The sequence below is a fragment of the Candidatus Binatia bacterium genome, from assembly GCA_029248525.1.
Lineage (GTDB): Bacteria > Desulfobacterota > Binatia > UBA12015 > UBA12015 > UBA12015.
On record JAQWJE010000049.1, the window covers coordinates 22,801 to 41,759 of the forward strand.

An 18,959-nucleotide genomic window follows, 5' to 3' on the forward strand; every position below is an offset into this window, starting at 1 on the left:
TCTCAGGTTATCCTTTTGAATAAGTCTCGTTCTTGCGATGATGGCCGGTCGCTAGTCACTGACTTGCGGTCTCGTTGCCATGAAAAGAACAGCTACACCGGCAAGAATATAACCGCCAGCGATCGCCATGGGTATGGAGTTTTCCACATTCCACGGAAGAAATGCCGGCGATCCGGGAAACGGCGAATGAATAATCCCGAAGAGCGCGGCCCCGGCAGCCAAAAACAGCACGCCCGCGGCCGCTGCAAAGCGTCCATCGATCAGATGAGCCACTACGGATCCAAAAATCATCGCAGAAAATACGAATCCGGCACCGAGGATCAACAAGCTTTGATAACGGATACCCGCCTCGCCGGTCAGATTCGGCCCATTACCGCCCGCACCGACAAGCATCTGATCGACAATAATCAGGATCGTGCTGGCCATGACCGGAATAAAGCACGCAGCCACCGCCGGCCCGTGACGCTTCGGTACTGCGTGAAAAGCCTGTGAGCCGATTTCGATACCGATGAAAACGAGAATCGGAATAATGGCGACCTCCGGGAGTACATGGACCAGCCAGGAGAGGTACCCGAACATACCCCCCAGACCAACAAAAAGAGCGGTGGCCAGAGTGTAGGCGGCCCGCCCTCCCATCCGCTTGTAGGCCGGGTGACCAATATAGGGGGTCGTCTGCACCACACCCCCCACCAATCCGGCAATCAATGTGCTGATGCCCTCGGTCAGCAGAATGGATCGAGTATCGTACACATCTCCGGCCGACGCGGCCGATTCGACGTTATCGATACCTCCAATGATCGTGGCAAAGGCCAGCGGCAAGGCGAGGGGCAGGTAATCGACAGCAAGCGAAATGCCCTGCCAAAATCCCGTGGTTGGCCACGGAAACGTAACGGCAAAACCCGGCGTCCCGGGGAATAGAGGCGCATGTGGCAACCAACCTGCGGATCCCAGGCCGTAGAACAAGCCGGTGGAGATCGCGACCACCAGAAGAACCGGTGGCAAGCGAAGCGGGAGCTCCACCCGACGCAGCAAAACCAGAAGCAGCAGGAAAAGTGAGAACACACCAACCAGCGGGTTCTCGAAGAGCTCCAGCATCGGCATGAAGGCGATCAGGCAAATGCCGATCGAGCCGATCGTGCCCAGCATCGCGGCCTGTGGGATCCAATGCCGGAGACGTGCTGCCGGCCAGGTCACCAGCAATTTGAAAATGCCCATAAAGACCATCAGCGCCATGCCGGCCTGCCATGCCAGGTCAGCATCGCCCGTCCGCTGGTACAGCGGCCCCAGAGCACCGAACGTCAGCCCGAAGAGAGAGACCGTATCGATACCCAGAGGCATCGCCGTCACATCATCGCGGCCGGTTTTTTTCGCCAGACGAAAGGCCATCCAGGTGTAGATCAGATCTCCGATCAGGACACCGGCCGCTGTTCCGGGCAACATTTTCCCCAAAACCAGATCTGCCGGATAGTCGAATACCTGAATCAAAATCGTGCTGAAGACGATCAGTTGGGCAACGTTGTCGAAGGTCAGGCCCAAAAAGGCGCTGAAATCTCCCGCCCTGGCCCACCGATACTTGCCGCTCTCCTCGTCCGCCATGGTTCCCTCACCTCTCTTGCGACGGAACATACCATGTTCCCACCAGAGCTCGACCTGTTGGTCGGATGTCCGCTGGAGTGCTACCCGAGGCAACATGAAGCATCTTCTGATCCTTCATCATTCCCAGACCGGCGGAACGGGGAAGATGACGGCAGCCGTCCTCGAAGGCGCTCGCCGAGAACCAACGATCGATACCCGGGAGCGCTCGGCTCTGGAAGGAACCCTGGAAGACCTTCTTTGGGCCGATGGCGTCATCTTCGGCACCCCCGAGAACTTCGGCACGATGTCGGGGGCTCTGAAATTTTTCTTCGACGAAACTTTTTATCCCGCGCAAGGAAAAATCCGGTCTCTGCCCTATGGTCTTTTCGTCAAATGCGCCAATGACGGAACAGGAGCTGTTCGCGACGTCGAAAGAATTCTGCGCGGCTACCCGATGAGTCCCATCGCCCCCGCACTTGTCGCCAAGGGAGATCTTACCGAGGAGGTTCTGCAAAATTGTCGCGATCTCGGTCAGACAATGGCCGCAGGCCTGGATATGGGATTATGGAGTTGATCCGTCGCACGACCTGGGCTCTCTCCGCCACGTTGTCGATCGCGACCGTGATGGTTGTCCTGATCACCGCTCACGCCCCCCGACAGGAGGGCCTTTTAAGGGACCTCACACGAGAAAATGGAGTCGTGGAATGGGCCAGCGTGGTGATCCTTGTCGTGATCGCCCTCGTCGCCGGCCGCGCGCTGCTCCTCGACCGCAAACAGCCCGCCCTGCCGGCGGGCGGGCGCGGGATCCTGATTGCACTGGTTTTTCTGGCCACTCTCGCCGCTCTCGAAGAAATCAGCTGGGGGCAGCAAGTTTTCGGTTTTCGATCGAATAAATTCTTCCTCGATCACAACCTGCAGCGGGAAACCAACCTTCACAATTTGATGCCTGCTTCCATCTCCTCATCCGCGATCAATACGGTGATTTATGTCTTCTTTCTCTGGATTCCATGCGGTTTTCGGATGGCACCGAACTCTCGGCTGGCAATCGGGATTCGCTCCCGTGAGTGGGACAACTTCCTGCCGAGCCTGAACACAATCCTGATCTTTGCCTTTGGCTCGACCCTGCAAGCCTACTTTCTGCTGCCGACATGGAGCGACACCTTGGCACTTCTGGTGACTCTAGCCCTCCTGGGTCGAACACTCCTTGTTCAACCCGCCACACGATCAAACGACTGGGCTCATTGGGCGTGGGTTGTCTTTTGTGCGGCGACCTTTGCGATCCACCACGACATCTTTCGCTTCGCGAATATGCAATACGAAATTCGGGAACTTGTGGTGGTTCTCGGCTGCCTGCACTGGATCACCGACTGGACAATCCCAGCGATCCAACAGCCGAAGGGGTCCACTCGGGAATCAGCGGCAAAGCAGGGGATCGCGGCCTGATACGTCAGCTGGCAACGATCCCGGGAGCGGGCAGCCAGACGCGGAAAATAGCTCCTTCGCCGGGCGCACTCTCGACCGCCAGGGTTCCTCCCAGAAGATCCACCAATTGGCGCACCACATGGAGACCGAGACCCGTGCCCCGCAAGACACGACCCTCAGTGCGATCGATCTGCCGAAACGGCTCGAAGATGATCTTCTGAGCTTCCTTGCCAATACCGATACCGGTATCTTCCACCGCGATCTCGACGCCGGTATCGCGGGCCGTCGCCCGCAAAAAAATACCACCTTCATCCGTGAACTTTACGGCATTGGAAATCAGATTCTTGATAATCAGTTTGATCTTGTCCGCGTCGGATTGGAGCGCCGGCAGGTTCGGTGCGATATCCCAGGCGTAGGAGAGACCTGCCTCCTGCCGGATCTCTCGGGTCTCGATTTCCACCTCCCGCAGAAGGTCGGAGAGGACCACTTTCCCGAGGCTGACATCTCCCACCTTGGGATCAATGCCGGCAGCAAGAGAACCTTCCAGCATCTCGGCCAATTGGCGCCCGCTGCGATCGATCCGTCGAATCAAGTCTCGGGGGTCAGTCGACGTCAGGTCGCGCTCCTCTTCGAGGAGCAGCTCCGTGTACCCCAGAATCACATGCAATGGCGATCGCAGAGCGTGCGATAATGCGGAAACGAACTCTTCCTTGCGACGATTCGCTCGTCCCAATTCCTGAACCAATCGGGCATTCTCGAGGGCGAGAGAGCAGAGCTGCGCTGTGCCACGAGCCAGTCTGCGCTGTTGCTCATCGAACCCTTTTTCGGCATCCCGCAAACAGGCGCTATGGAAGCCGATAATTTCCTCGCCGCGACGCAAAGCCATGAACAAGGTTCGCTCCGGAAGGTTGATGGGTTGCCGCTCGATCGATCGGACGGCCCCTCCAGCCTCGGATCGAACCTCGACGATTTCGTCTCGGTCAAAGGCCTCAAGAATTTCGCCAAAGCTCTCTCGCAAAGGTTCCGCCGTCTGGAGATGCCTCCATTGCTCGGCTGAATCCCCATCACCGGCCACAATCAGGAAAGAGCTTTCCTCCGGGCTCCAGAGATACGTATGGCTGGCATCACATTCGAGAATTTCCGTCGTCGCTTCGCAAAGTCGATGCAGCATGACGGAGGTATCCGATGACCACGCGAGCTGGCGACGAATTTTTGCCAGACCTGCATTCACCCATACCTCGTCGCTGAGCAGCAACCGGGCCTGACGGACTTCCGTGATGTCACGAAAAAGGAGCACCCCGCCCGAGATCAAGCCTCCATCGATTCGCGGCGACCAGCGGTACTCGATGATGCGACCATCCGGAAACTCGATCTCTGCGGGCGGAGGCGTCTCTGATTGGGCCAACAAACTCAGAAATTGATCGCGAGCGGCCAGGGGGTCCGGGAGCAGCTGAACCATCCGATCACAAATATCCAGCGCGGAACCCTGCTCAAGTGCCGCGGGTAGAATCCCCCACATCTCCACGAAACAGCGATTGAACTGAGAGATCTCACCCGCCTCATTGATGACCAGAATTGCCTCGCTGGTCGCGTCGAGAACAACATCGATCCACCGATTGGATCGGTCTCCCGACGCGGAATCGACCGGTTTTATTTGCGAAGAAGTTGCCATTGGGTCTGAGGCAGGAGATCCCTGCACCCCTGATTCTAGCACTCGCTGACAACCACGGGAAATCCCCTGAATCGAGGGACGGGTCCTTGTCGGTGCCGGCAAAGTGGACAGCAGCCCTCTCAAGGCGTTATCCAGACCAGACAAGTTATTCTGCAGGAGAAATCGATATGAGCGAAAAGCGTTTTGAGGGAAAAGTATGCATCGTCACGGGCGCGGCTTCCGGGTTGGGCCAAGCCACCGCCGAGGTCCTGGCCGCCGAGGGGGGACGCGTTGCCTGTGTGGACATTTCCTCAGCAGCTGCCGAGGAAACCGCTGAGGGAATTCGCAAATCCGGCGGTGACGCCAGCGCCTATACGATCGACGTCAGCGACTTTGCTTCCGTCGAAGCCGGCGTGGAGGCTGTTGCTGACAGCCTCGGTCGCCCTGAAGTTCTGATCAATTGTGCGGGCATCGGTCGATTCCAGCATTCCCACGAAGTCGGAATGGACGATTGGCAACGAATTATAGGGGTCAACCTGACCGGCACCTTCCTGATGTGCAGACACACGCTGCCGCATCTTCTCGAAGGTGGCGGCGCCATCATCAATATCGCATCCAATGCCGGCCTGATGGGACAACCCTATTCGGCAGCCTACTGCGCCTCCAAGGGGGGCGTCGTGAATCTGACGCGAGCGCTGGCGGATGAATATCTCGAACAGGATATCCGGGTCTCCTGCATTGCGCCCGGTGGCATCGAAACAGCGATCCAGAAATCCTTCCAGGAAACCATGCCCGAGGGATCCAACTTCAAGAAGCTGATGCGGATCACGTCGCCGTTGGGCAACTCGCAGCCTATCGAGATCGCCCGGTTTATTGCTTTCGTTGCCTCCGAGCATGGCCGTTATATCACGGGAACCATCCACTCGATGGACGGCGGTCTGACCCGCTGAGGAACGTCCTCAGCGGAAAATAGCGCCCGCAAGCGCCAATCCGAGCGCAGCCAGGGTCGCCGAGTTGAGCATCGCGGAAAATTGGTGCAAGCGGGCGTAATACGGATCGTCGGCATTCTTGTCGCGCAGACGAGGCCGGAGAACTTCGCCGCCGTAAAGGGAGGCCACCAGGGCGAGGGCTACAGGAAGCGCAAGCCGGGCCAGTTCCCCCTCGCTCAAGCCCTCCCGCCCCAGTAACACGGCCCCCAGAGCGACGAATCCGCACAGGACCCCGAGTCGGTAGTAGCGCGTGAAAATAGGGCGCAGAAAACGACGCGCCTCACCGGGAAAATTACGATGAGCCGCTGGAGCGACTACGAACGAGAAGAAGAAAACCGAGCCGAACCAGGCGGCGACCGCGAGAGAAAATACCAAACGCAACAAGAGAACCCCCTCAGGTCGGGATATCGGCTTTTTCGCGCAGTACGATTTTATCCAATCGCACTCGCGAGGAGCTGCTCAAAGCATAGACGACTGCTTCGACGACATCCTCCACCCGCATCATTTCGGGGGTTCCGGTCCAGCGGGAGATTGCCTCGACCGAAGCCATCAAGCCCGGATCAAATTCTCGGACGGCCGCACCACCCCCCTCGGTGCCACCCACGTTACCGATATGCATCTCGGTAAATCTCACGCCCGTGCTGCCATACTCGCCACGCAAGGCCGTCAGAAAATGGGACAGACCCGCTTTGCCGGTCGAATAAATCGCCAGATGCGGGATCGCGAGGCCCGCTGCGGTCGACGTTACGTGAAGGATATGGCCGCTATCGCGCGGCAGCATGTCCTGGAGAGCCGCCTGGGTGACACGGATCGAGCCCAATAAATTGGTCTCGAGCATAGTCACCCACTCCTCTTCCGGCTGATCCGCGAAAGGAGCAAACCAGAGCACAGCCGCGGTTCCGATCAAGGCATCCAGCGGCACGCCGCCCTCGCGAATCGAGGCAAATAGTCGGGTGACGCTCTCCGGATCACTGACATCGCAGGCATGCGCTACAATCCGGCCTTCGGAATCGCGAGCATAGGCCTCGATCGCATCCACGCGTCGAGCCGCCGCATGAACCGTGGCACCCTCGGCGGCCAGCCGTTGGGCGATGCCGGCGCCGATTCCTACAGATGCCCCCACCACCAGAAATGTTTTCTCTGAAAAAATTCCCATACTCATGGTCCTACCTTCTTCCGCCGACTTCTCCATCCCCCCGCCAACGATGCGATGCGACCCCGCAAGCTCAAACATCGCCAATGACCGGCCCACCGCCCGGTTCAGCAGACGAAAAAAAAGGGTTGGAGCATGCGCTCCAACCCTTTTCTTGTTGCGTTATCGCGCCGCCTAGAGCTTTCCCATCGCCGCGAGGAAGGGGATGATGACCAATGAGACGATCGACATCAATTTGATCAGAATGTTCAGGGACGGACCCGATGTATCCTTGAAAGGATCTCCGATCGTATCGCCGATCACAGCCGCGGAGTGGGCTTCTCCGCCCTTGCTCTCGCCGGGGATCTTGCCCTGCTCGATCGACTTCTTGGCGTTATCCCAGGCGCCACCGGCGGTTGCCATGAAGAGTGCCATCAAAACGCCTGTCGTGGTCGCCCCGGCCAGCAATCCACCCAAAGCAGAGGCACCCAGCAACCATCCGACGATAACCGGACTGGACACGGCAATCAGACCCGGCATCACCATTTCCCGCAGCGCCGCCTTGGTGGAGATATCGACACAACGCGCGGAATCGGGTTTCACGCCTTCCTTGCCTTCCAGAAGGCCGGGAATCTCGCGGAATTGACGACGAATCTCCTCAACCATCTCGCCTGCGGCCTTGCCCACCGAGGTCATCGTCATGGCAGCCACGACGAACGGCAAGGAGCCGCCGATCAGAAGTCCGATCACAACGATCGGATCGGTCAGCTCAAGCGAGAAGGGAATATATTCCGTACCATTTTCGAGCGCGCTCATGCGCAGGAAGCGCTCCACTTCGGAGGAGAAGGCTGCAAAGAGGGCTAACGCGGTGAGCGCCGCAGAGCCGATCGCAAATCCCTTGCCGATCGCCGCTGTGGTGTTGCCGATCGAATCAAGACCATCGGTGATTTCGCGCGTTTCCTCGCCCAAACCACCCATCTCCGAAATGCCACCGGCATTGTCAGCGACCGGGCCGTAGGCATCGACGGTCATCGTCGCACCAACGGTCGCCAACATCCCGACAGCCGCCAGAGCAATGCCGTAGAGTCCCGCGAAGTAGTTGGCGATAAAGATCCCGATGGTGATCAGAATGAGCGGCAGGAAGACACTTTCCATGCCGATGGCAAGACCGGTGATCGCGTTGGTCGCCGGACCGGTCTTCGAGGCTTCGGCAATCCGTTGCACCGATTTGGTCTGAAAGCCGAGGACCTTGTCCACGGAAGTGTAGTACTCGGTCGCCAACCCAATGGCGACGCCAACGATCGAACCGCAGATCACGGCGTAGACCGGAGCCAGCGGAAGTCCCAAAAAGGAGACGACGATCAAGGAGATAATCCAGAACAAGGCTGCGGCAATCAGGGTGGTATTTCGCAGCGCGGCGGAAGCCTCGCCCTCTTTCAACCAGTTCATCGAGAAGACGCCGACCAGGCTGGCACCGAGGCCGATCAGTCCGAGAAGAATGGGCAACGCCATCAGACCCACGCGATCCTGAGCGGTAATTTCATAGGCCATATCGTACATGCCGCCGGAGGCGGCCGCGGTGACTGTCGCGCCCAGCACGATCGACGCGATAATGGATCCGACAAAGGATTCAAAGATATCGGCGCCCATGCCGGCAACGTCACCAACGTTATCGCCGACGTTATCAGCGATAACGCCCGGGTTGCGGGGATCATCCTCGGGAATCCCGGCTTCGACCTTGCCCACCAGATCGGCCCCGACGTCGGCGGCCTTGGTGAAGATTCCACCGCCCACGCGGGCGAAGAGGGCAATGGACGAGGCTCCCATGCCGAATCCGGAAATATATTGCACCGTCGAAGTATCGCTTCCCCAAACGAGATAGAGGACGGCCACGCCAAGCAAGCCCAGGCCCGCCACGGACAGGCCCATCACCGCGCCGCCGTTGTAGGCGGTCAGCAGCGCCGCACCGGCACCGTCCTGCTTTGCCGCCATCGCAGTCCGCACATTGGCCGAGGTCGCCGCACGCATGCCTGAATAACCAGCGACGATACTCAGCAAAGCGCCCATCAGAAACGCGACCGCGGTCTGCCAGTCAATCGCCAACAGCAGGAGTATCGCGACGCCGGCAACGAATACCGCCAAAACACGATATTCGGCCCGGAGAAACGCCATGGCTCCGTCCTGGATCTGCTGTCCGATGTCGGCAACGACGGGGTCATCGACCTGAACGGCGTCCACTTTCCGATAAAGACGGAAAGCTGCCACCAAGCCAATCAAGGCCAAAATGAGAGCAAGTACACCTAACGTTGTCGTGGAAATCATTCGTGAACCACCGGTTCTCGGGCCAATTGAACCCGTCTATCTATAAGGAAGAAAAGTCTTCGAGGACCACGAATCATTAGCGAATCCGATGCTGTGGGACAAGGCTGCCTTCAAGCGTGCTGCCATCCTCTCTGCCTCCCCCTGCGCGGGGATTCGTGCGATAATTGAAGCCTCGGGGGACATTGGCACACGTGGATTACGACACCATTGGAGAAAAAGCGGGCCTGAGAACTCTGGCCATCGATATCGGCGGTACCGGATTGAAGATGATGGTGCTCGACGCCTCGGGCGTTCCGGTGAATGAAAGGGATCGCGAGCGCACGCCATCGCCCGGGACGCCTCGGGCCATTCTCGCGGTCCTCGCAACGCAGATCGACCGCCAGCCGCAATTCGACCGAATTTCCGTCGGTTTTCCCGGCGTCGTGATCGAAGGAATCGTTCGAACCGCTCCGAACCTGAGCCCCGAATGGCACGAATTTCCGCTCGCGGAAGCCCTGCGAAAGCAGACGGGCCGAGAGACCCGGGCAGCGAATGATGCAGATGTTCAGGGCCTCGGCGACATCGAGGGCATTGGCGTCGAACTCGTTCTGACCCTCGGAACCGGCTTCGGTTCAGCTCTGTTTATGGCGGGCACCCTGGTTCCGAATCTCGAGCTTGGACACCATCCCTTTCGCGGCGACCGGACCTACGAGGACTATGTCGGCAAGCCGGCCCTCGAAGACATCGGGAAAAAACGCTGGCGCAAACGGCTGCTCAAGGTCCTCACCCAGATTCAGCCCATCTGGAATCCCCGCAAAATTTATTTGGGCGGGGGGAATGCCAAGCTGGTCAAACCCGAGGATCTGCCTGAAAACGTAAAGATTTGCCCCAATGCGGCGGGCATCACCGGGGGAATCGCCCTCTGGCGACAGACAGCCGGCCCTCGCGACCAGGGGGCGCATCCCGCAAAGCATAACCCCTAATCCGCGCATCCCGGCCTGATTTGGCCAGTAACCGCGCATTATTGCACGCTTTGCGACTACCGGAACGCCCTGAATCCGGGGGTCATTTCGGCACAGCGGTTGCAAATGAAGGGCACCCGATGCCCCGCCACCCCTCCTACAACCCAACCCCTGATCCACCGAAATCAGCTGCGGGCCTGGTCGATATGGCCGCGCTGAATGCGGATCTGGAGGATGCCAACACAGCAACCCACGCCATAGGGCTGATCGCCGCGATCTTGGGAGCGCGGTTTCTGCTGACCTCCGTATCCCCCGAGGCAAGTCCCGCTGTTTATGTCGCCTGCGGCGTCTACGCCGCGTCTTTGATCAGCGTTTTTGCCGCGTCATGCCTCTACCACAGCGCGACCGCACCTCGCCAAAAGCGGATCCTCCGAGCGGTCGACCAAATATGCATCTATTTGCTGATTGGAGGGACGGCGACGCCTCTCTTCGAGACGCTGCTTCCGCCGCCGCTCGCAGGGACCATGGTCCGCACCGTCTGGAGCATCGGTGCATTGGGGATTGCCCTGCGCGTCTGCTTTCCCTCACGGTTCGATGGGATCGGAATCCTCCTTTGCCTCGCCATGGGGTGGTGCGGGGCCGGAACATTGGATTTCTTTGTGCCCGAGACACCCTCGCTCGCCAAACCTCTGATCATTGGTGGCGGGATCGCGTTTACCGGCGGACTGCTCTTCTATCTGAGCGAACCCTGGTTTCGCTGGGGGCATGTCATCTGGCACCTTTTTGTTCTGGCCGGCACCGCGCTCCATTTTGGTGCGGTTCTGGTCTCGGTAGCCTAGCGCTTCGCGGGCGACCCCCGCTTTGGCTGCTGTGGGTCTGCTGGCTGCACCCAACCGCCGAAGCCCCGCGTGAGGGCATCGGCCGCTTTCGGCCCCATCGATCCGCAATCGTAACGGTGCGCTCGTCCCACCGGGCCAAGAATCTTGTCGATCACACCCCAGGTCCCTTCGACCGCACGCTCGGTTGCAAACAGGGTGGGATCTCCATGCAGGGCATCCCCGATCAGTCGCTCGTAGGGCAGCGCCGTATGCCCGAGAGCCTCCGAAAAGTCGACATTCAAATTCACACTCGCGGATTCCAGCCCGGATCCAGGTCGCTTGGCCTGCACATCCATCGAAACCCCGGGATTGTGTCCGAGTCGGAAGTGCAGCCGGTTCGGCAAGGGATCTTTTTTTCCGTGACCGAAAAATGCCTTGGGCGGCTCGTGCAATTCGATAACCGCTTCGGTTGCTGTGACACCCAACCCCTTGCCCGTCCTGATAAAGAAGGGCACGCCTCCCCAGCGCCAATTTTCGATGTCCAGACGCAGGGCGCAAAACGTTTCTGTTTTTGATCCGCGACGGACGCCTTCGACCTCCTGATAGCCCCGATACTGCCCACGAATATAATTCTCGGGTTGCACTTGCTGCATCGAATGGAAGACCTTGATTTGCTCCTCATGCAGACTCGATGCTTCCGCACTCGCTGGCGGCTCCATCGCGAGAAGCGCCACCACCTGCATCAAATGGTTCTGGACTACATCCTTGAGGGCCCCAACATCGTCGTAGAAAGCCCCACGGTCCTCGACAGCAAAAGACTCGGCCATGGTGATTTGCACCGAGCGTATATAGCGCCGGTTCCAGATTGGCTCGAAAAGCGTATTCCCGAAGCGAAAGACCAGAAGATCCTGAACCGGATGCTTCCCGAGATAATGGTCGATTCGGTAGATTTGGTCTTCACGCAGCACCCGAAGCAACGCCTTGTTGAGCTCCCTTGCCGACTTCAGGTCGTGTCCGAAGGGCTTCTCGATCACCACCCGAGCGCCCGAAACAAGATCCGCTGCCTGCAGCTGGAGAACCACCTTTTCGAAAAGTGCCGGCGGGATCTCGAGATAAAAGAGCGGGTGTTTTTTCTTGCCCATCGCTTTTTTCAGCCGGGCAAAAGTCTCGGCATCCAGATAGTCGCCGCGAATATACTTCATTTTTGATGCCATCTGGCGAAACACGGAGGGCTTGCATTTGATGCCTGCCGCCTCGATCGCCTCGCGGGCGTATTTCACCAACCCGGCATCGTCGATATCGGAGAACGCCACACCGATAATGGGAACCTTCAGCAAGCCTCTTTCGGCCAGTCGATAAAGTGAGGGGAAAGTCATCTTGCGAGCCAGATCACCGGTCGCACCGAAGACCACGAGTACATCGGAGCTTTTAGAACCCATGAACGCGACCTGCCCCTTTCGCGCCTCCGGGTCAAGCGCAATCCGAGGGAATCAGCCGGGGCGTAAAACCAATCCGTTTATGATTCAATCTCCCCGATGGATGATGCAGACGAACAACCACTCGAAATTCCCTGGCGCGACCTCTCCGGTTCTGCTCTCGACGCCCTGATCGAAGAATTTGTCACTCGCGACGGAACGGACTACGGAGCACAAGAGCGCGATCTCGCATCGCGCAAACAGGATGTGCAAAGACAAATCGAGCGCGGGGAAGTGTGGATTGCCTTCGACCAGAACTCGCAATCCGTGAATCTACTGCGCCGACGGTAACTCTGGCGAATGGGAGCGACTCGATGGCAAGATCCCTCAACTCGAAGAGCCCGGAGGGAACGGCCCGTATGACTCGAGAAGGCGGGGCCGCAGAAGCTCCGTCCAGCGGTCATAACCATCCTGGTTCAAATGCAGGCCGTCGAAAATATAGAAGTCACCGGGAGTGCCCCCTTCATCCAGAAGGGTCCGGCCTGTAGGCACGAAGAAAATCCGCGGGTTCTCCTGCGCCATCGATTCAAGCGCGGCATCTACTTTGATCATTTCAGGCCACTTCTCCCACCGGAGTGGCGAGGGCTTCATCGAAAGCAGCCACACATCCACCTGCGGCAGTTCTGTCTGCACGATATCGACAAATTCCTTGAAATCGTCGATCAAGTCGTCCGCGCTTTTCCCGGAACCGAGATCATTACCCCCGACGAAGACGACGACCGCCCGAGGCGCATAAGGTATGATGATCCGGCGAATATTATGGACCACGTGCTCCATATGAGCACCCCCGAATCCCCGTTGGAGGACTCGAAGAGGCGACATATCCGCCGTCAAGGAGCGCCAGAACCGAATGCTTGAGCTTCCGGTGAATACGATTCCCCCCGGAAGTGGCGCCTGCTGTGCATCGGCTGCCTCGAAGACCAGAATTTCATCTTCGAAAAACGTCGGATCGCCGGCGGCCAGTCCTTGCCGCCAAAGAAGGAATGCGATGAGCAACGCGATGCCGCAGGCGAGAGCGAAAACGGTCAGCAGAAGCTTCTTGATCATCCGGCTCTCTCCGGCGCCACGCGGGCGGCCCGCTCGAGGTTGGCGCAGGCGCCCGGAATGCGAGCGCGCTGCAAGGCACGCGCGCATTCCGGATCGACCACTGTAACTTAACTCAACTCAGCCCGAGTATAGCCAAGCAGGCTTCGAGCGATGATCAGGTGCTGAATTTGACCGGTGCCCTCATAGATATCGATGATCCGACAGTCTCGAAACCACTTCTCGAGCAAATGATCTTCCGAGATTCCCATTGGGCCGAGGATCTCGATACAACCCTGCGTCACTTTGCGGACCGCCTCCCCGCCCTTGGCTTTGGCGATCGAGGCCTCCATATTGTTGGGCTGACCCTCGTCCGCCAACCAGGCCGCGCGCATCACCGTCAGGTAGGCAGCTTCCTGAAGCGCTTCCAATTCAAGAAATCGCTTCACAATCGCATTTTCGCTTCCGGCACCACCCCCGTATGTGAGTTCAATCCCGACCTTGCTCAGCTCGTCCTTGGTGAAGTCGAGCGCTGCCTGCGAGATTCCCAGACCGAGAGCTGCGACCGCAGGACGGGTCATATTGAAGGTCTTCATCGCACCCTTGAAGCCCCCGGAGCCTTTCTGGGCGACCTTCTCGTCCCCACCAAGCAGGTTCTCCCGCGGAATGCGACAATTCTCGAAATGGTAGGCCGCTGTATCCTCGGCACGAATCCCGAGTTTCTTTTCTTTTTTGACAACATTGAAACCGGGAGTTCCCTTTTCGATCAGGAAGGATTTGATCCCTGCCCGACCGGCGGTCGGGTCGAGTGTCGCCCAAACCACCACCCCTGCCGCACGGACACCGAGCGTCACAAAAATCTTCTCTCCATTGATGACCCACTCATCGCCATCGAGCGTGGCTGTTGTGCGCAACGCCGAAGGATCCGACCCGCAGCCGGGCTCGGTGATGGCCATGGCCAAAGTCATCGAACTCCAGCGGGCGACCTGCTCGGGGGAACCTGCAGCCTGCAAGGCCGCATTGCCAAGACCACCGGGGGACCGGCGGACTTCGACCGCATAATCTCCCCAGGTCCTCTCGATGGTCAGACCCATATGGAGGACGGCAAACCCGCCATCTTCGCCGATGACGCGCTGCCCGATGAGATCACGGCGAGCGGCCGGAAGGTCGGCCCCCTCGGGCAGGACCTCCGGTGGCATTTCATGCTCTTCCTGAGCGTCATAGTATCGCGCGTATTTGCGCGCGATCAGACTCTCTTCTCGCATCATGTTGAAAATTTTCTCGTCTCTTTCGGAAACCTGAAAGTCTATCATTTTTAAACTCCTGCTCAGACCGTTGCGGCGCCTTCAAGGACCCCGAGTGTGCGCGCATGGCGGTACCACATCTCTACAGGGTACTCGCGAATGAAGCCGTGGCCACCAAAAACTTGAAGGCCATTGTCAGCGATTTTCATGGACTGCTCCGCGGCATAGCGTGAAGCAAGATGAGCCGATCGGGTCGCCTCCACGCCTTTCTCAAGCTCCGAGGCGGCTTTCCAGACCAACCAACGCATGGAGTCAATCTCGATGGCCATATCCGAGAGCATGAATGCGACTGCCTGTTTGCGGCCAATCGCCTCACCAAAAGCGACACGCTCGGTGGCATAAGGCGTAGCGTACTCCAGAACAGCCCGGGACAATCCTACCTGAACGGCAGCTGTACCCACGCGGGCCGCATCCAGAATCGAGCGGATATCACCACCTTCATCGCCGCCGAGTCGGTCGGCCGCCGACACGCGGACCTGATCCAGGTCCAGAGAAGCTGTTGGAAGCGCGCGCAAGCCGAGAGATTTGCCGGACTCACTAATCGTCAGACCCGCAGCATCTCGCTCGACGATGAAGGCTTCAAGGTTCTTGTCAGCGCCCTCGGCATCACCATTACGCGCGATGACAAGGAAATGACTCGCCGAGTCCGCGAGGGGAACGAAGCTCTTCTTGCCAGTCAAGATCCACTCATTCCCGGAAAGGGTAGCCGTTGTTTTCAACTGCAAAGGATCAAAAAGAGGTCCGGGCTCAATCAACGCGAGCGAGGCCGGGTGAAACTTTTCTTCGCAAAAAAGTGGGAGGAAACGATCCTTCTGATCCTCGGTGCCATGGTCGACAATCGCAAAAGCAAAAAGCGCCGGCGCCATCGCCGCCATCGCGAGTGCCGGGTCTCCGTAGGCAAGCTCCTCGAGCGCCATCGCGCCAAGCAGGGGCGAGCGTGGCATTCCCGCACCGCCATTCTCCTCGGGAATTTGTGCGACGGTCAGCCCGAGCGCCCACGAAGCGTCGAGAAAACCCTCCGGGAGTGCTGCCTGTTCGTCCGCATCACGAGCGGAATCGCGCATCGCTGCGGCCGCAAACTCACGTGCCGTGGTTCGGATCAGCTCCTGCTCTTCTGTTGGCTTAAAAGAAATCAAGTCGTTGTCTCCTGATGTTTCGGTTGAATTTTGATCACCCGCAAGATTAATGCACTGAAACCGCAAATTTCAAGGCGACCACAACGGAGGAGATATCGATGAAATTCGGAGTGATGTTCAGCAACGTGGGCCCCATGGGAACACCAGACTTTCTTCCCGATTTCGCACGAATGAACGAAGCAGCGGGCATGGAGTCTCTCTGGACGGTGGAGCACGTCGTTGTGCCGGAAGGGTACAAATCTCAGTACCCCTACAGTCGGGATGGTCGTATGCCCGGCCCGGAAAACTCACCAATTCCGGATCCGATCATGCCGCTGGTTTACGCCGCAGCCTTCACGACCAAGATCAAGCTGGGCACGGGTATCCTGATCCTGCCGCAACGACACCCCTTCTACGTTGCGAAGGAGGTCGCTACTCTCGATGTTTTATCCAAAGGCCGCGCGATCTTCGGCATCGGTGTGGGATGGCTTGAGGAAGAATTTGACGGCCTCGGCATCCCCTTTCAGGACCGGGCCTCGCGGACGCGAGAATCCGTCGCCGCGCTGCGGTCGCTCTGGAAGGCCGATCCCGAAGCATTCGACGGAAAGTTCTTCAGTTGGGGACCCATGAACTCCAATCCCAAACCAGTCCAGGGGCACCTCCCCATCGTGATGGGCGGTCACACGGATATCTCCGCCAAACGGGCCGCTCGCTATTGCGACGGCTTCTTCCCCGCGATCGCTGATCCGGAAAAGGTCGCGCACCTCATTCAGGTGCTGCATGCCGAGTGCGACAAATTGGGCCGTGACCCGTCCGAGATCGAGCTATCCGTGGGTGCGGGTGCGATCGACCTCGACGGTATCAAGCGCTTCGAGGATATGGGCGTTGCTCGGATTGGTGTGGCCCCCGCAGGTTTCGACAAGAACTCCCTGGAGCAGGGCCTCTCGGCGTTCACGGATTCCGTTCTTTCCAAACTCTGACTCTCACCGGAATTGGTCTGCCGGGAGAGCCCCGGCAATCACGGCAGATCAAGACCGGCTTGTGCCTCGACTGCACTTCGAGCGGCCTGCCGAAGATCCTGTTCATTGCCCGGTCGAGTCACAAGGCGTCCAATATCAGGAAACCGCTCGCGAACGCTGCGTGCCTCGCCGATCGGGCAAGTCGCAAGGACTGCGGTTTTTGCCTCGCCCGCCAGACGCAAAACTTGCTCGATCTCTTCGGTGACGAGGCTTGGATCGGCGCGAAGTACCAAAAGATCGTAGGGGACGTCGGCTGATGCCAGAATCCGACAGACATCCGAGAAGCTGTCGGCGAGAGTCACCTCACAACCCCAGGATTCAAAGAGCCCCCGGAGATGGAGAGCAAGCCGGCCCGGTTTTTCCCATAGAACGAGCCGGCCAGCCGATGGCACCTCGAGGTCCATGGCAATCTCGGCATCTCCCTCGACGAGGGGGAGCTCGAAAGAAAAACGACTTCCCTTGCCAAGTACTGATTTGACTTGAATCTCGGCGCCCATCATGACGACCAGCCGTTGCGAAATTGCCAGACCGAGTCCAACACCGCCAAACTGCCGCGTGGTCGATGCATCTGCCTGGCGAAAGACATCGAAAATAATTCCCATATCCTCCTTTGCCATTCCGATGCCGCTATCCTCGACGGAAACCCGTAGCCGAGCGCTATCATCGGCACCGGTTGCATCGGAAACTTTGATGTCCAGGGCAACATGGCCGCTATGAGTGAATTTCACGGCATTCCCGATCAGGTTCAGCAGGACCTGACGGAAACGCGTCGGATCACCCACAATGAACTGGGGGACATCGGCATTTGCGGCCAGAATCAGTTCGACACCCTTGGCCGAGGCTTGCACCGCAAAGGTATCGATCACGCCTTCTGCCAGCCTTCGAATATCAAAGGAGATTTTTTCCAATTCGATCTGACCGCTCTCGAAACGCGAGAAATCCAGAACATCACCGACCAGCGCGATGAGGGTTTCTGCGCATGATTGGGACCGATTGAGGAAATCGCGGCGCTCCCCATCATCAGTGGCCTCGAGCGCCATCTCCGTCATACCAAAGATACCATTCAGCGGGGTGCGGATCTCATGGCTGATCGTCGCCAGAAACTCGCTTTTCAGGCGGTCGGCCTCCTCTGCCGCCTCTCGCGCGCGTACCTGCGTCCGTTCCGCCGAACGACGTTCGCTAATGTCGCGCAAGAATGCCGTAAATTGGACCGACGCCGAAAGACTGGATCGCGTGATGGTAAGTTCGATCGGAAACTCCCGACCGGTTTGGTGCAATGCCTCAATCTCGATACGAGAACCTACGACCCGAGGGGCACTCCCGCTGCGCAGGCGCGCCATACCGGCCCCATGCGCTTCGCGATAGCGGGCCGGGATAATCGTATCTGCCAAACGTCTCCCGACGACTTCTTCGCGTGACCATCCAAAGATCGCGTGCGCCTGATCATTCCACTCAACGATATTTCCCATATCGTCGGCAATCACGACCGCATCGAGAGCACCATCGAGAACGATTCTCTCCCCCTGAATCCGAAGCTCGAGTTCATGAATTGATTGAACGGCATCCGTCAAGGTCGAACGACGGATCCACGTCAGCAGGATCGCGAGGGCACCGGTGCCGAGCAATTGGGGAACCAGGTTCGATCCCGTATCCGGTGGCAAGCGAAACTCGATCGTCAGCCATCCAAACACCCAGGCGATCAGGGTCAGCAAACTCATCGCGCGAAGATCAAACGACAGGCAGCCGATTCCGACCATGCTGGATAAAAGAACGTAAAAACTGGACGCGTTGGCAGATACTTCAACTACGGCAGCGCTGAAAGAAAGCCCGACCAGTCCAGCCAAAAACAGCGCACGGACTTCCCGGCCGCCTTTGCCGCCCCGGACCCAACGCCCCAGGCCGAGAAAGATCGCCCCCACAACCAACGACGGCAGGACGAAGCTGCTGTCCAGATCGTCTGGCGGCAAAAAGAAATTCACCAATGCCAATCCAAGATAGATCACGCCGACCCAGAGCAAGGCTCTTGCAGTGGTTTCGTGAGCTTGCTCACTCATCGCGGCTTCGAAAGCAGCCGGTTGGATCGGGCTGGACACGTTTTCTCTCTAGCACTAGTGAACCGTCGGCCCCACCCAAGTCGCGCGAATTCACTTGCAGCCGATCGTCGCAGATGGCA

General features: G+C 58.6%; 17 protein-coding genes. 7 read left to right on the forward strand and 10 right to left on the reverse strand.

The features are described from left to right. Positions 1-51: 51 nt before the first annotated feature. Positions 52-1,692, reverse strand: a complete 1,641-nt coding sequence (locus tag P8K07_12625) for an MFS transporter (protein ID MDG1959359.1) — start codon at positions 1,690-1,692, stop codon at positions 52-54. On the opposite strand from P8K07_12625, the gene P8K07_12630 reads away from it, so the two are divergent. Both P8K07_12630 and P8K07_12635 read left to right on the forward strand, forming a co-directional pair. Next, positions 1,691-2,149 carry an NAD(P)H-dependent oxidoreductase gene (locus P8K07_12630; protein MDG1959360.1) on the forward strand — a complete coding sequence of 153 codons (459 nt, stop codon included), beginning with the start codon at positions 1,691-1,693 and terminating at the stop codon, positions 2,147-2,149. The two genes, P8K07_12625 and P8K07_12630, sit on opposite strands and share 2 nt — an antisense overlap. Next, positions 2,140-3,018: a hypothetical protein gene (locus P8K07_12635; GenBank protein MDG1959361.1), complete on the forward strand. Its 879-nt coding sequence runs from the start codon at positions 2,140-2,142 to the stop codon at positions 3,016-3,018. Before P8K07_12630 ends, P8K07_12635 begins: the two co-directional genes overlap by 10 nt. A 4-nt stretch (positions 3,019-3,022) precedes the next feature. Here P8K07_12635 and P8K07_12640 read toward each other — a convergent pair whose 3' ends face one another. Next, the gene (locus P8K07_12640) at positions 3,023-4,669 is read right to left on the reverse strand and encodes an ATP-binding protein (GenBank protein ID MDG1959362.1); all 1,647 of its coding nucleotides are present in this window, start codon (positions 4,667-4,669) and stop codon (positions 3,023-3,025) included. Between the two features lie 167 nt (positions 4,670-4,836). On the opposite strand from P8K07_12640, the gene P8K07_12645 reads away from it, so the two are divergent. After that, the gene (locus P8K07_12645; protein ID MDG1959363.1) at positions 4,837-5,598 is read left to right on the forward strand and encodes an SDR family NAD(P)-dependent oxidoreductase; all 762 of its coding nucleotides are present in this window, start codon (positions 4,837-4,839) and stop codon (positions 5,596-5,598) included. A gap of 9 nt (positions 5,599-5,607) precedes the next feature. Here P8K07_12645 and P8K07_12650 read toward each other — a convergent pair whose 3' ends face one another. The 3 genes from P8K07_12650 to P8K07_12660 all read right to left on the reverse strand — a co-directional run bounded on the left by P8K07_12650 (position 5,608) and on the right by P8K07_12660 (position 9,091). Continuing rightward, entirely contained in the window at positions 5,608-6,021 is a 414-nt protein-coding gene (locus P8K07_12650; GenBank protein MDG1959364.1) for a DUF4149 domain-containing protein, read from the reverse strand. Positions 6,022-6,031: 10 nt separating this feature from the next. Next, positions 6,032-6,799: an SDR family NAD(P)-dependent oxidoreductase gene (locus P8K07_12655; GenBank protein MDG1959365.1), complete on the reverse strand. Its 768-nt coding sequence runs from the start codon at positions 6,797-6,799 to the stop codon at positions 6,032-6,034. 165 nt (positions 6,800-6,964) lie between these two features. Beyond that, the gene (locus P8K07_12660) at positions 6,965-9,091 is read right to left on the reverse strand and encodes a sodium-translocating pyrophosphatase (GenBank protein ID MDG1959366.1); all 2,127 of its coding nucleotides are present in this window, start codon (positions 9,089-9,091) and stop codon (positions 6,965-6,967) included. A gap of 191 nt (positions 9,092-9,282) precedes the next feature. Between P8K07_12660 and P8K07_12665 the strand changes: the two genes are divergently transcribed. After that, positions 9,283-10,053, forward strand: a complete 771-nt coding sequence (locus P8K07_12665; GenBank protein MDG1959367.1) for an ROK family protein — start codon at positions 9,283-9,285, stop codon at positions 10,051-10,053. A 119-nt stretch (positions 10,054-10,172) separates the two neighbouring features. Then, a complete protein-coding gene (locus P8K07_12670; GenBank protein ID MDG1959368.1) occupies positions 10,173-10,871 on the forward strand; it encodes a hemolysin III family protein in 699 nt (232 codons plus the stop codon). Here the strand turns inward: P8K07_12670 and zwf are convergent. Next, positions 10,868-12,289, reverse strand: a complete 1,422-nt coding sequence (gene zwf, locus P8K07_12675) for a glucose-6-phosphate dehydrogenase (protein MDG1959369.1) — start codon at positions 12,287-12,289, stop codon at positions 10,868-10,870. The two genes, P8K07_12670 and zwf, sit on opposite strands and share 4 nt — an antisense overlap. A 96-nt stretch (positions 12,290-12,385) precedes the next feature. Between zwf and P8K07_12680 the strand changes: the two genes are divergently transcribed. After that, a complete protein-coding gene (locus tag P8K07_12680; protein MDG1959370.1) occupies positions 12,386-12,616 on the forward strand; it encodes a YheU family protein in 231 nt (76 codons plus the stop codon). Between the two features lie 36 nt (positions 12,617-12,652). Here P8K07_12680 and P8K07_12685 read toward each other — a convergent pair whose 3' ends face one another. From P8K07_12685 to P8K07_12695, 3 genes are all read right to left on the reverse strand, one after another. Next, entirely contained in the window at positions 12,653-13,372 is a 720-nt protein-coding gene (locus P8K07_12685) for a GDSL-type esterase/lipase family protein (GenBank protein MDG1959371.1), read from the reverse strand. A gap of 107 nt (positions 13,373-13,479) precedes the next feature. Then, positions 13,480-14,661, reverse strand: a complete 1,182-nt coding sequence (locus tag P8K07_12690; GenBank protein ID MDG1959372.1) for an acyl-CoA dehydrogenase family protein — start codon at positions 14,659-14,661, stop codon at positions 13,480-13,482. Between the two features lie 14 nt (positions 14,662-14,675). Continuing rightward, positions 14,676-15,788: an acyl-CoA dehydrogenase family protein gene (locus tag P8K07_12695; protein MDG1959373.1), complete on the reverse strand. Its 1,113-nt coding sequence runs from the start codon at positions 15,786-15,788 to the stop codon at positions 14,676-14,678. Between the two features lie 98 nt (positions 15,789-15,886). Here P8K07_12695 and P8K07_12700 point away from each other — a divergent pair, with 98 nt between their 5' ends. Continuing rightward, on the forward strand, positions 15,887-16,747 hold the full coding sequence (locus P8K07_12700; GenBank protein MDG1959374.1) for an LLM class F420-dependent oxidoreductase: 861 nt from the start codon (positions 15,887-15,889) through the stop codon (positions 16,745-16,747). Between the two features lie 38 nt (positions 16,748-16,785). Here P8K07_12700 and P8K07_12705 read toward each other — a convergent pair whose 3' ends face one another. Further along, complete coding sequence (locus P8K07_12705; GenBank protein ID MDG1959375.1) at positions 16,786-18,879, reverse strand: ATP-binding protein; 2,094 nt, start codon at positions 18,877-18,879, stop codon at positions 16,786-16,788. Positions 18,880-18,959: the final 80 nt, after the last annotated feature.

What these genes read in the sequence shown, in the direction of transcription:
- P8K07_12680 (MDG1959370.1), top strand. Translation starts at nt 12,386, where the DNA reads ATGGATGATGCAGACGAACAACCACTCGAAATTCCCTGGCGCGACCTC.
- P8K07_12625 (MDG1959359.1), bottom strand. Translation starts at nt 1,692, where the DNA reads ATGTTGCCTCGGGTAGCACTCCAGCGGACATCCGACCAACAGGTCGAG.
- P8K07_12660 (MDG1959366.1), bottom strand. Translation starts at nt 9,091, where the DNA reads ATGATTTCCACGACAACGTTAGGTGTACTTGCTCTCATTTTGGCCTTG.
- zwf (MDG1959369.1), bottom strand. Translation starts at nt 12,289, where the DNA reads ATGGGTTCTAAAAGCTCCGATGTACTCGTGGTCTTCGGTGCGACCGGT.
- P8K07_12670 (MDG1959368.1), top strand. Translation starts at nt 10,173, where the DNA reads ATGCCCCGCCACCCCTCCTACAACCCAACCCCTGATCCACCGAAATCA.
- P8K07_12630 (MDG1959360.1), top strand. Translation starts at nt 1,691, where the DNA reads ATGAAGCATCTTCTGATCCTTCATCATTCCCAGACCGGCGGAACGGGG.
- P8K07_12700 (MDG1959374.1), top strand. Translation starts at nt 15,887, where the DNA reads ATGAAATTCGGAGTGATGTTCAGCAACGTGGGCCCCATGGGAACACCA.
- P8K07_12655 (MDG1959365.1), bottom strand. Translation starts at nt 6,799, where the DNA reads ATGAGTATGGGAATTTTTTCAGAGAAAACATTTCTGGTGGTGGGGGCA.
- P8K07_12640 (MDG1959362.1), bottom strand. Translation starts at nt 4,669, where the DNA reads ATGGCAACTTCTTCGCAAATAAAACCGGTCGATTCCGCGTCGGGAGAC.
- P8K07_12685 (MDG1959371.1), bottom strand. Translation starts at nt 13,372, where the DNA reads ATGATCAAGAAGCTTCTGCTGACCGTTTTCGCTCTCGCCTGCGGCATC.
- P8K07_12690 (MDG1959372.1), bottom strand. Translation starts at nt 14,661, where the DNA reads ATGATAGACTTTCAGGTTTCCGAAAGAGACGAGAAAATTTTCAACATG.
- P8K07_12645 (MDG1959363.1), top strand. Translation starts at nt 4,837, where the DNA reads ATGAGCGAAAAGCGTTTTGAGGGAAAAGTATGCATCGTCACGGGCGCG.
- P8K07_12635 (MDG1959361.1), top strand. Translation starts at nt 2,140, where the DNA reads ATGGAGTTGATCCGTCGCACGACCTGGGCTCTCTCCGCCACGTTGTCG.